This window comes from Pseudomonas sp. CFBP 13710 (assembly GCF_014842235.1).
GTDB lineage: Bacteria > Pseudomonadota > Gammaproteobacteria > Pseudomonadales > Pseudomonadaceae > Aquipseudomonas > Aquipseudomonas baltica.
This window is the reverse complement of sequence record NZ_JACYVJ010000016.1, coordinates 20,863-32,612: the sequence shown is the minus strand read 5'-3', so window position 1 is coordinate 32,612 and position 11,750 is coordinate 20,863. Positions and strand designations below refer to the sequence as shown.

Annotated in this window: 9 protein-coding genes; 7 read left to right on the top strand and 2 right to left on the bottom strand. The window is 63.1% G+C overall.

All coding sequences use genetic code 11. The features are described 5' to 3' along the window. Positions 1–770: 770 nt before the first annotated feature. The 7 genes from IFT44_RS20615 to IFT44_RS20585 all read left to right on the top strand — a co-directional run bounded on the left by IFT44_RS20615 (position 771) and on the right by IFT44_RS20585 (position 9,567). Positions 771–2,924 carry a type I secretion system permease/ATPase gene (locus tag IFT44_RS20615; RefSeq protein ID WP_122480649.1) on the top strand — a complete coding sequence of 718 codons (2,154 nt, stop codon included), beginning with the start codon at positions 771–773 and terminating at the stop codon, positions 2,922–2,924. Next, complete coding sequence (locus IFT44_RS20610; RefSeq protein WP_122480648.1) at positions 2,914–4,290, top strand: HlyD family type I secretion periplasmic adaptor subunit; 1,377 nt, start codon at positions 2,914–2,916, stop codon at positions 4,288–4,290. Before IFT44_RS20615 ends, IFT44_RS20610 begins: the two co-directional genes overlap by 11 nt. Positions 4,291–4,498: 208 nt before the next feature. Further along, the gene (locus IFT44_RS20605; RefSeq protein ID WP_122480647.1) at positions 4,499–4,951 is read left to right on the top strand and encodes a MarR family winged helix-turn-helix transcriptional regulator; all 453 of its coding nucleotides are present in this window, start codon (positions 4,499–4,501) and stop codon (positions 4,949–4,951) included. Then, positions 4,948–7,038, top strand: coding sequence for an FUSC family protein (locus IFT44_RS20600; protein WP_122480646.1), 2,091 nt, complete (start codon positions 4,948–4,950; stop codon positions 7,036–7,038). The genes IFT44_RS20605 and IFT44_RS20600 overlap by 4 nt, the downstream gene beginning before the upstream one ends. After that, positions 7,035–7,244 (top strand): DUF1656 domain-containing protein, encoded by a 210-nt coding sequence (locus IFT44_RS20595; protein ID WP_043191852.1) that lies wholly within the window; start codon positions 7,035–7,037, stop codon positions 7,242–7,244. The genes IFT44_RS20600 and IFT44_RS20595 overlap by 4 nt, the downstream gene beginning before the upstream one ends. Further along, the gene (locus IFT44_RS20590; RefSeq protein ID WP_192176481.1) at positions 7,241–8,131 is read left to right on the top strand and encodes an efflux RND transporter periplasmic adaptor subunit; all 891 of its coding nucleotides are present in this window, start codon (positions 7,241–7,243) and stop codon (positions 8,129–8,131) included. Before IFT44_RS20595 ends, IFT44_RS20590 begins: the two co-directional genes overlap by 4 nt. Next, a complete protein-coding gene (locus IFT44_RS20585; RefSeq protein WP_122480644.1) occupies positions 8,128–9,567 on the top strand; it encodes an efflux transporter outer membrane subunit in 1,440 nt (479 codons plus the stop codon). Before IFT44_RS20590 ends, IFT44_RS20585 begins: the two co-directional genes overlap by 4 nt. Before the next feature lie 46 nt (positions 9,568–9,613). Here IFT44_RS20585 and IFT44_RS20580 read toward each other — a convergent pair whose 3' ends face one another. Together IFT44_RS20580 and IFT44_RS20575 are read right to left on the bottom strand one after the other, a co-directional pair. Then, positions 9,614–10,609 carry a zinc-binding alcohol dehydrogenase family protein gene (locus IFT44_RS20580; protein WP_185794809.1) on the bottom strand — a complete coding sequence of 332 codons (996 nt, stop codon included), beginning with the start codon at positions 10,607–10,609 and terminating at the stop codon, positions 9,614–9,616. A 78-nt stretch (positions 10,610–10,687) separates the two neighbouring features. Beyond that, positions 10,688–11,575, bottom strand: a complete 888-nt coding sequence (locus tag IFT44_RS20575) for a bestrophin family protein (RefSeq protein ID WP_122480642.1) — start codon at positions 11,573–11,575, stop codon at positions 10,688–10,690. Positions 11,576–11,750 lie beyond the last annotated feature (175 nt).

Sequence of the window (11,750 nt, the reverse complement as noted above, 5' to 3'; positions counted from 1 at the left end):
CATTTTTATGCTGTAATATTGACGCCAACTAATTGTCTAAAAGTCGCAGAAATGAACTTTCTGACAATGTATTGACCTATTTGGCGCCATCCTAAACAATCCATTGTGTAATGTCACATTGATATTTCTCGGCTATGCAAAACGCCTCAACAGGGTGAGTTCATTGACGTCAAGACGGCTGCGACTGACGTTTTTTGCAGATGGATGTGACAAAAAAAGTCGCTTGTGACATATCGCAGGGACGACACGAGAGATGTCCGCGCTACTTGGCCTGACCACAGGCTGCACGTAGCACGAATCCTGCCAGGCACAGGTTGGGCGCCGCGCAGCCTGTGCATGAGCGCGAGGTCAGCCCTGCGCCAATGATGCAAGTCATGGATGTGAAACGCATGTTGGCAAGTCATCGATGAATGCCGCACTGATAGTGCCGACCGATGGACATATATCGCATTGGAAAGTTCGCAATACTTAGTGTGCAAGTAATAACGGTTAACTCTTTGTGTTTATTGAAGAAAATCGCTGAGTGACACTCGGGGCAGCGAATGGCGACCGACCGTTGCTTGGCGAATGAGGCTGCAGAAGCGGGTGACTTGGCTCAGCGGTGAAACACCCTGGACGGCCATTCATCAAACGAGCCCATGCGCAGCCAGCCACCCCCGTGTACGCTGGCATCCGTTGTGCAAATACAACCCAAACCGCTACAAGACCAGGCGGGATGAAGCGATCCCGATGGGACCAAGGTGTTCAATGAGCGATAAGAGAGTGTCAGCGTGGATTCGGAATTAAGTTCGGTACTACTCAGCCAGGATCCACGCAGCCAGCACGACGACCCGTTGCTCGATGGCCTGCTGACCCTGTGCTCGCTGCATCACAAGCCCGCCAGCCGGGCCATGCTCACCACAGGCCTGCCGCTGCCTTCGCAGCGCCTGACCGCCGACCTGTTGCCGCGCGCCGCCGCGCGTGCCGGTCTGCAGGGCCGCGTGTTGCAGCGCAAGCTGGAGCAGATACCGTCCATCGCACTGCCGGCCATGCTGATGCTCAAGGATGCACGGTGCGCCGTGCTGCTGGGCTGGGAAGGCGATACCGCGCGCTTGCTGCTCAGCGAAAGCGATGGCGGTGAAGTGCGCGTGGCGCGCGAGGTGCTGACGCAAGACTTCACCGGCCGGGTGTTTTTCGCCCAGCCGCAGCACAAGTTCGACGTTACCAACGGCTCGCTGATCCCCCGCGCCCATTCCTGGTTCCGTGACACCCTCAAGCGCTCGCGTTGGCTGTATGCCGATGCCATTGCCGCCAGCCTGGTGATCAACATCATCGCCCTGGCTGCACCCTTGTTCGTGATGAACGTGTACGACCGAGTCGTGCCCAACCAGGCCACCGCGACCTTGTGGGTGCTGGCGGTGGGCATCTGTGGTGCCTACCTGTTCGACCTGTTGCTCAAGGGCCTGCGCAGCCTGTGCCTGGATCTGGCCGGCAAGAAGACCGACCTGATCATCTCGGCCACGCTGTTCGAACGCATCGTCGGCATGTCGATGAAAAGCCGCCCGGCTCGGGTAGGCAGCTACGCGCAGAACATTCACGAATTCCAGGGCATGCGCGACTTCCTCACGTCGCTGACCCTGACCAGCCTGATCGACCTGCCGTTCACCATTCTGATCTTGCTGGTCATCGCCCTGCTGGGTGGGCACCTGGTATGGATTCCGATCATCGCCTTCCCGCTGGCGCTGGGCATCGGTCATTTCCTGCAGAAACCGCTGACCAAGACTCTGGAGCGGACCATGGCCCTGGCCGCCGAGCGTCAGTCGAGCCTGATCGAGACCCTGGGCGGCCTCGATGCGGTCAAGGTCAACAACGCCGAAAGCGAGCGCCAGTACCAGTGGGAACAGACCATCGGCACGCTCAGCCGCCTGGAGTTGCGGGTCAAGACCCTGTCCAGCCTGGCCATGAACATCACCTTGCTGATCCAACAACTGGCCGGTGTGGCGATCATCATTTTCGGTGTGTACCAGATCATCGAAGGCAACCTGAGCATGGGCGGCCTGGTGGCCTGCTACATGTTGAGCGGTCGCGCGCTGGCGCCATTGGCACAGTTGTCCGGTCTGCTGACTCGCTACCAGCAGGCCAAGGTCACCATGGTCTCGGTCGACCAGATGATGGAGCTGCCGCAGGAGCGCAATTTCGACGAGCGTCCGCTGAGCCGTCAGGTGCTGCAGGGCGCAATGGAATTTCGCAACGTCGACTTCACCTACCCCAACCAGCAGAACCAGGCCTTGCACGGGATCAACCTGACCGTGCGCCCCGGCGAGAAGATCGGCATCATCGGCCGCAGTGGTTCAGGCAAGAGTTCGCTGGCCAAGTTGCTGGTGGGGCTGTACCAGCCCGATGCCGGCTCGTTGCTGGTCGATGGCGTGGACATTCGCCAGATCGACGTCAGCGAGCTGCGCCACAACATCGGTTATGTGCCGCAGGACATTCAGCTGCTGTCCGGCACGCTGCGTGACAACCTGGTGTCCGGGGCCCGCTACGTCGATGATGAAATGGTCCTGCAGGCCGCCGAACTGGCCGGTGTGCACGAATTTGCCCGCCTGCATCCGCAGGGTTATGAACTGCAGGTCGGCGAGCGCGGACAGAACCTGTCCGGCGGCCAGCGGCAGAATGTGGCGCTGGCGCGGGCATTGTTGCTCAACCCACCGATTCTCTTGCTGGACGAACCGACCAGCGCCATGGACAACACCGGCGAGGAGCGCCTCAAGGCGCGTCTGCAAGCCGTCATCGAGAACAAGACCGTGATTCTGGTTACCCACCGTGCTTCGCTGCTGAGCCTGGTCGACCGCCTGTTGGTGATCGACCGTGGGCAGATTCTGGCTGACGGGCCGAAGGCTGCTGTCATGGAAGCATTGAAGAAGGGGCAGATCAGTGTTGCTTAAATCCTCTTCCGGCGGTTTCAAGAATTCCCTCGTACGTTATTTCAAGGGCTCCGATTCCTTGGAAGGCCAGCCCTTGCCCGAGGTCGAGAAGGCGCTGATCGACGATGCGCCGCGCATCGTGCGCCTGACTATCTGGGGGGTGATTGCATTCTTCGTGTTCCTCCTCACCTGGGCGCACTTCGCGGTGATCGACGAGGTGACCAAGGGCGACGGCAAGGCGATCCCTTCGTCGCGGATCCAGAAGATCCAGAACCTGGAGGGCGGTATCGTCGCCCAGATCTACGTCAAGGAAGGGCAGATCGTGGAGGCGGGCGCACCGCTGATTCGTCTGGACGACACACGCTTCGCTTCCAACGTCGGTGAAACCGAAGCCGATCGTGTGGCCATGGAGCTGCGCGTGGAGCGCCTGAGTGCCGAGGTCGAGAACCGACCGTTGAACATTACCGCCCAGGCACGCAAGTCGGTGCCCAACCAGGCGGCCAACGAAGAGTCGCTGTACATGAGCCGTCGGCAGCAGTTGGCCGATGAAATCGGTGGCTTGCAGCAACAGCTGGTCCAGCGTCAGCAGGAACTGCGTGAGTTCAGCTCCAAGGCCGAACAGTACCGCAGCAGCCTGAACCTGCTGCGCCAGGAGATCAGCATGTCGGAGCCGTTGGTGGCCAGGGGTGCGATTTCGCCGGTCGAAGTGCTGCGTCTGCGGCGCTCGGAAGTGGAAACCCGCGGCATGCTCGACGGTACCACGCTGGCAGTGCCGCGGGCCCAGGCGGCGATTGGCGAGGTGCAGCGCAAGATCGACGAAACGCGCGGCAAGTTCCGCAGCGAGGCGCTGACCCAGTTGAACGAGGCGCGTACCGATCTGGCCAAGACCCAGGCCACGGCCAAGGGCCTGGAAGATCGGGTGAGCCGTACCATGGTGACCTCGCCGGTGCGAGGCATCGTCAAGCAGGTGCTGGTCAACACCGTAGGTGGGGTCATCCAGCCCGGCAGCGACATGGCCGAGATCGTGCCGCTGGATGACAGCTTGCTGGTGGAGGCGCGCATTCGTCCGCAGGACATCGCGTTCCTGCACCCCGGGCAGAAGGCAATGATCAAGTTCACGGCCTATGACTACACCATCTATGGCGGGCTGGAAGGCACTCTCGAACAGATCGGTGCCGACACGGTGCAGGATGAAGAAAAGAAGAACACGTTCTATCTGATCAAGCTACGGACGAACAAGAGCCACCTGGGCTCCGATGAAAAGCCGTTGCTGATCATCCCGGGCATGGTGGCGTCGGTTGACATCATTACCGGCAAGAAGAGCGTGCTGAGCTACCTGCTCAAGCCCATCATCAAGTCCCGCGCCGAAGCGTTGCACGAGCGGTAAGGATTCACCCGTTCGCGGCCGCTTATGCTCCGCTGTAGGAGCGGTCTGCGGCCGCGAAGGGCTTGTGGGGTATGTCTGACACCCTGCGGCGTGTTCTTCGCGGCCGATGACCGCTCCTACAAGGGATTGCATTCGGTCGCCAATTCTTGACGAAATGTTTCCGTTCCGCGAATATAGATAGTTAGCAAACTATGAATATTCGCTCCCGATGAATATCGACAAACTCCAGCTGAACATCAGCAGCGGCATGGTGGTCGCTTCGCGGCACTGGCGCCGTATCTGTCAGGCCACCCTGGCCAACTATGGCGTGTCCGAAGCCTGCGCCGTGCCGCTGCTGCTCATCGTGCGCCTGGGTGACGGCGTCCGGCAGGTTACGGTTGCCCAGGCGGCCGGCCTGGAAAGCCCCTCGCTGGTGCGGCTGCTCGACCAGCTCTGCACGGCTGGCTTCGTGGTCCGCACCGAAGACCCGACCGACCGCCGCGCCAAGGCCCTGAGCCTGACCACCAGCGGCCGCGATCTGGCCGAATCCATCGAAGGCGAATTGGTACGCCTGCGCCGCGAAGTGCTCAAGGACATCGCCCCGGCGGATCTGGAAGCGGCATTGCGTGTGGTGCGTGCCTTCGAGGAAGCGGGACAGGGCACGCCGGGTGGCTACCCGTGAAAGGTTTCTTCAGCGACGTACCACCGGCCCGTGACTGGTTCTACGGCGTGCGAACCTTCGCCGCGTCGATGATTGCGCTGTACATCGCCATGCTCCTGCAGATGCCACGGCCCTACTGGGCGATGGCCACCGTCTACATCGTCTCCAGCCCCTTCGTCGGGCCCACCAGTTCCAAGGCGGTGTACCGTGCGGTAGGCACTTTCACAGGCGCTGCCGCTGCGGTGCTGTTCGTGCCGCTGTTCGTGCAGACGCCCTTCCTGCTGGCCACGGTCATCGCCCTGTGGACCGGCACGCTGCTGTACCTGTCGTTGCACCTGCGCACGGCCAACAGCTACGCCTTCATGCTGTCGGGCTACACCCTGCCGCTGATCGCCCTGCCGGTGGTGGACAACCCCACCGCCGTGTTCGACATCGCCAGCTCGCGTTTCCAGGAGATCTGCCTGGGCATCGTCTGCGCCGCTGTGGTGGGCGCAATGTTCTGGCCGCGTCGGCTCACGCCGGTGTTCATCGGCGCCGCCGGCAAATGGTTCGAAGATGCCGCGGGCTACAGCGACCACTTTCTGGCGCGCGATGTGAAAGCCGACGAAGTAGGCCCGCTGCGTTCGGCCATGGTCGGCACGTTCAACTCGCTTGAGATGATGATCGGCCAGCTTCCCCACGAAGGCGCGCGGCCGCAGTTGGTGCGCAACGCCGGGGAGCTGCGCGGGCGCATGATCCATCTGCTGCCGGTCATCGATGCCTTGGACGATGCGCTGTTTGCCATCGAACGCCGCACCCCCGACCTGGTGGCACGCCTGGCGCCGGTCATGGCCCTGGCGCGGCAGTGGCTCAAGGACAGCGTCGACGACCCCAGCCAGGCCCGCTGGCAAGCCCTGCGCGATGAGCTGCAGGCCATCCGCCCGAGCCCTGCGCAACTGGACGACCGTCGCGAGCTGCTGTTTTCCAACGCGGTGTACCGACTGGGCGAATGGGTCGACCTATGGCAGGACCTGCGCAGCCTGGAACTGGCGATCAAGACCGATAGCCGCGTGCCTTGGCGGGCGGTCTACCGGCACTGGCGCCTGGGCCGACTCAAGCCCTTCCTGGATCGCGGCCTGATGTTGTATTCGGTGTTTTCCACGGTCACGGCGATCATCGTCGCTTCGGTACTGTGGATTCTGCTGGGCTGGACCGACGGTGCCAGCGCGGTGATTCTGGCGGCGGTGGCGTGCAGTTTCTTCGCGGCCATGGACGACCCGGCGCCACAGATCTACCGATTCTTCTTCTGGACCGTGATGTCGGTGGTGTTTGCCAGCCTCTATCTGTTTCTGGTGCTGCCCAACCTGCATGACTTCCCGATGCTGGTGCTGGCCTTCTCGGTGCCTTTCATCGTCGTCGGCACGCTGACCGTGCAGCCACGTTTCTTCCTCGGCACCTTGCTGACCATCGTCAACACGTCGTCGTTCATCAGCATCCAGGGCGCCTACGACGCGGACTTCATGAATTTTGCCAACAGCAACCTGGCAGGTCCTGTCGGGCTGCTGTTCGCGTTCATCTGGACCCTGGTGGTGCGCCCCTTCGGCGTGGAGCTGGCGGCCAAGCGCCTGACCCGTTTCAGTTGGCGCGACGTGGTGCATATCACCCGTCCGGCGAGCCTGGCCGAACAGCGGGCGATGGGTGTGCAGATGCTCGACCGGTTGATGCAGCACCTGCCGCGCCTGACCATGACCGGTCAGGACACCAGTGCCGCGCTGCGCGATGTGCGCGTGGCGCTGAACCTGCTCGACATGCAGGCCTACAGCCCGCGGGTGCCCGCTGCCGTACGGCCGTTGCTGCATCAGGTGATAGAAGAGGTGGGCGGGTATTTCCAGGCCTGTCGCAAGGCCAGTGAACGCCTGCCTGCCCCCATGGGTCTGCTCATGACCATGGACCGCGCGCGCCGTGGCCTGACCGTGCAAGCCATGGGCGAGGCCGAAGAAGCCCGCGAGCATTTGCTGCACGCGCTGAGCGGTCTACGCCTGGCGCTGCTGCCAGGTGCCGAAGTGGTCACCGAGGCGGGCGATGCCGCCGAACACCTGCCGCATGGCATCGATGGAGCACCGCTGTGATTGGTGAACTGGATATCAGCGGGATCTTCTTGCCCACCGTGCTGGTGATGATGGTGTTCACCTACGGCCTGTTTCTGCTACTGCATGGCGTGCTCAACCGCCTGCATTTCTACCGCCTGGTCTGGCACCGGGCTCTTTTCAACGTCGCTCTCTACGCTGTGCTGCTCGGCGCGGTAGACGCCATCTGTCGAAGCCTGATGCTATGAAAAAACCGATCCTCACCTTTGGCCGCCTGGTACTGACCCTGCTGTTCGTGTGCTTGGCCGCGTTCATCGTCTGGCGCATGGTGATGTACTACATGTATGCGCCCTGGACCCGTGACGGGCACGTGCGCGCCGACATCATCCAGATCGCGCCGGACGTGTCCGGCCTGATCGAACACGTCAACGTGCACGACAACCAATCGATCAAGGCCGGTGACGTGCTGTTCACCATCGACCAGGACCGCTTTCGTCTGGCCCTGCGCCAGGCCCAGGCGAGCATGGCCGACCGCAAGGAAACCGTGGCCCAGGCCGAACGCGAGCTGCGGCGTAACCGCAGCCTCGGCAATCTGGTGGCCCGCGAGCAGCTCGAAGAGAGCCAGTCGCGCCAGCTGCGTGCCCAGGCCGCCTTGTCCGAGGCCCAGGTCGCGGTGGACGCCGCGCAACTGAACCTCGATCGTTCGGTGATCCGCAGCCCGGTGGACGGCTTTATCAATGATCGCGCACCACGCCCGCATGAATTCGTCACCGCAGGCCGCGCCGTAATGGCCGTGGTGGATGGTACCTCGTTTCATATCGATGGCTATTTCGAAGAGACCAAACTGGGCGTGATCCATGTTGGCCAGGCGGTGGACATTCGCATGATGGGTGATAACACCCGCTTGCAGGGCCGGGTGCAGAGCATCTCGGCGGGCATCGAAGACCGCGATCGCAGCAGTGGCAGCAACCTGCTGCCCAACGTCAACCCCGCCTTCAGCTGGGTGCGTCTGGCGCAGCGGATTCCGGTGCGCATCGCTTTCGAGAACCTGCCCGACGGCTATCGCCTGATTGCCGGCCGCACCGCCACGGTGTCCATCATCGAAGACGGTGCGGTGGCGGGAGCGACGCCATGAGCAAGGCCCTGCGCCTATCCAGCCTCGCTGCCGCGCTGTTGCTGTCGGCCTGCCAGATGGTCGGGCCCGACTACCACACCCCGTCGGAGGCCGCGCTCAACCGCAGTGACCTGCAGGGTGCGCTGGCCGAAGGTGACAGTAACGTGGTCTCGGCACCGGTGCCGCAGGACTGGTGGAAGCTGTACCACGACCCGCGCCTGGATGCGCTGGTGCGCCAGGCCATGGCCTCCAACACCGACCTGCGCGTGGCGGCCGCCAACATTGCCCGTTCGCGCGCGCAGATCGAGCAGGCCCAGGCCGAAGGCGGTTTCGACTTCAACGCCAAGGCCGAGGCGCAGCGGTTGCAGGAGTCGGGCGAGGCGTTCCTGATGACGGAAAAGTTGCCTGTGGATAACCTGGGCAGCGCGTCCATCAACCTGTCCTATCAGTTCGACCTGTGGGGCACGCTCAAGCGCGGCATCGAAGCGGCGCGCGCCAATGCCGATGCCACACAGGCGGCTGCCGACACGGCGCGCATCACCGTGGTGGCGGATGTGGTGCGTGCCTATACCCAGGTGTGCGCGGCCAACGAGGAATACGAGATCGCCCGGCACTCGCTGCAGTTGCAGCAAGAAGGCGTGCAGCTGACCCAGCGCCTGCGCGATGCCGGCCGTGGCGACGAGACCCAGGTCACCCGTTCCGAAACACAGTACAAGTCCCTGGGCGCAGAGCTGCCTCGCTATCAGGCATCACGCCAGGCGGGCCTGTACAAACTGTCGATGCTGCTGGCGACACCGGTGGCACAGCTTCCGGCCGATGTGGTCGGGTGTGCGGAACTGCCCCACATCAGCCAGCTGATGCCGGTTGGCGACGGCGCCGCGTTGCTCAAGCGCCGTCCCGATATCCGCCAGGCCGAACGCCGGCTGGCGGCAGCCACCGCCAACATCGGTGTGGCGACCGGGCAGTTGTATCCAGACATCAGCATTGGCGCCACGGTTGGCACGGTCGGTATTCTCGACGACCTTGGGCACCCGGCGACCAATCGCTGGGGCATCGGCCCGTTGATCAACTGGAACGTTCCCACCAACGGGGCGCGTGCGCGGATTCGTGAGACCGAAGCCTCGACCCAGGCCGCCTTGGCCAATTTCGACGGTGTGGTGCTCAATGCCATTCGCGAAACCCAAACGGGCCTGGCGCAATACGCCGCCTTGCTGCAGCGCCGCGATGCCCTGGCCGACGCTGAGCAGTCAGCGAAGCAGGCAGCGGATCAGACGCATCGGTTCTTCACAGCCGGCCGTGCATCGTTCCTGGCGGATCTGCAGGCAACGCGCACCTACACCGATGTGCGTGGCCAACTGGCGGCGGCCAACACCCAGGTGGCCATGGAGCAGATCAACCTGTTCCTGGCCCTGGGCGGTGGTTGGGAAAGCGCCCGGCAGGCGCCGGGCGCGCGTTGAGTCGGGCCACGTTGGTCGGGCTGGTTGAATGGGCCGGTTGAGGGGCTTAGAAGCCTTCCAGAACGATCTTGCCCTTGGCCTTGCCGCTTTCGATCAGCTCGTGAGCGCGGATCAGGTTGGCGGCATTGATCGCGCCGTAGTGCTCACCCAGAGTGGTACGCAGCACGCCGCTGTCGATCAGTTCGGCCACTCGCTCGAGCAGCTCGTGCTGCTTGATCATGTCCGGGGTCTGGAACAGTGAGCGTGTGAACATCAGCTCCCAGTGCAGCGACAGCGCCTTGCGCTTCATCGGCATCACGTCGAGGCTCTTCGGATCATCGATCAGGGCTAGCTGACCCTGGGGGCGCAGGGCCTCGATCAATTGCGCGAAGTGCGTGTCGGTGTGGGTCAGGCTGGCGACATGGTCGACCTGGCCGACGCCGATGGCTTCCAGCTGCGCCACCAGCGGCTTGCTGTGATCGATAACATGGTGGGCGCCCAGGTCGGTCACCCACTGGCGTGTTTCGTCCCGCGAGGCGGTGCCGATCACGGTCAGCCTGGTCAGCTTGCGCGCCAGCTGGGTGAGGATCGAGCCGACGCCACCGGCCGCGCCGATGATCAGCAGGCTCTGGCCTTCGCCACCGCCCTCGGGCACGCCCAGGCGGTCGAACAGCAACTCCCACGCGGTGATCGAAGTCAGCGGCAGGGCGGCGGCATGGGCGTTGTCCAGGCTTTGCGGCTTGTGCCCGACGATGCGCTCGTCCACCAGATGCAGCTCGCTGTTGCTGCCCGGGCGGTCGATGGCGCCGGCGTAGAACACGCTGTCGCCGACCTTGAACAGGCTCACCTGATCGCCCACCTGCTGAACGACGCCGACCGCATCCCAGCCCAGCACGCGCGGCTCGGTGACGGCGGCGCCGCTGCGCACCTTGGTGTCGACCGGGTTGACCGAAATGGCCTGGACCTGCACCAGCAGATCACGCGGGCCCGGGGTGGGCGCGGGCAGTTGCAGGTCGGTGAGCACGGACGCCGTGCCGTTCTGGGTATACGCAATGGCTTTCATAAGGGGTTCCCAAGTGGGTGCTATGGGTCGGCGCGCCCTTCGCAAAGGGCGCTCGCGGGTCACGAAAAGGTCAGAGGACTAGGCGGAGCGCATTTCCTGAGTATCTCGCTGCATCGACTGCAGGTTGCGTTCGATGTTCTCACACAGCGAATCCATCTGGATCTGATGTTCGCTGACCTTGAACGGACTCTGCAAGTCGGTGCCGATCCGCTCGATGGCCAGCAGCATGAAACCGACCACGGTAGACGCCAGCGGTGTGAACCATTCCAGCGAATCCACCAGGCCGATCGGTACGATCAGGCAGAACACGGTGATGAACAGGCGCGGAAAATAGACGTACGGGTAGGGCAGCGGGGTGTTGGCGATACGCTCCATGCCGCCCTGGCAGTTGGAGATGTCCACCAGCGTCGACTCCAGGCGCGCCAGGCGGATGCTGTCCAGGCGCCCCGCCTTGTACTCGCGGGCAAGCAGAGTCGCCGAGCCGGTCAGCAGGTCGTTGGAAAAGTTATTGGTGCTGTCGCGTCGTTCGAATTCTTCGGCGCTGATGAAGGCTGCCACTTCCGGTGGGCAGGGTATGTGCCGTACGTGCGCTGCCAGGCAGTTTACATAGGCCACATGGCGCCGCAGCAAGGTGGCCTTGACCGGATTCACGTCATCGCCCACGTCGTCGATCAAGGTCAGCACCTGGCGCGCATAACTGCGCGACGCATTGACCAGCAACCCCCACAGCGTTCGCGCCTCCCACCAACGGTTGTACGCACTGCTGTTGCGAAAGCTGATCAGCACGATCAGCGCCGAACCCAGCAGCGTCAGCGGCATGATCGGCAGGCTCAGCTTGGTGTTGAGAAACAGCATGAAGTCGACGGTCACCGCGATATCCCACAGCAGCAGCCAGAACAGCGACCAACCGACATAGCCCATGGTCTTGATGATCAGACGGTATTTCTTGGCGATGGCTTCTTTCATAAGCGGACCCTAGGCGATGAGCGTGCCTAGGTCGGACGCCGGCTTTGCCACAAGGTTCGTTGCACGCTAACGAATGGCCGTTACCAGTTGCTACAGGGTGATGGTGGCGTTTTAGGTATGTCCGCGGCGGGCGAACAGCAGGCCAGCGCCCGCCAGGCACAGGCTGGAGCCTCCG

Bases quoted from the DNA above. Each gene is read 5' to 3' on its own strand.
- IFT44_RS20605 (WP_122480647.1), top strand. From the start codon at position 4,499: ATGAATATCGACAAACTCCAGCTGAACATCAGCAGCGGCATGGTGGTC.
- IFT44_RS20590 (WP_192176481.1), top strand. From the start codon at position 7,241: ATGAAAAAACCGATCCTCACCTTTGGCCGCCTGGTACTGACCCTGCTG.
- IFT44_RS20585 (WP_122480644.1), top strand. From the start codon at position 8,128: ATGAGCAAGGCCCTGCGCCTATCCAGCCTCGCTGCCGCGCTGTTGCTG.
- IFT44_RS20580 (WP_185794809.1), bottom strand. From the start codon at position 10,609: ATGAAAGCCATTGCGTATACCCAGAACGGCACGGCGTCCGTGCTCACC.
- IFT44_RS20575 (WP_122480642.1), bottom strand. From the start codon at position 11,575: ATGAAAGAAGCCATCGCCAAGAAATACCGTCTGATCATCAAGACCATG.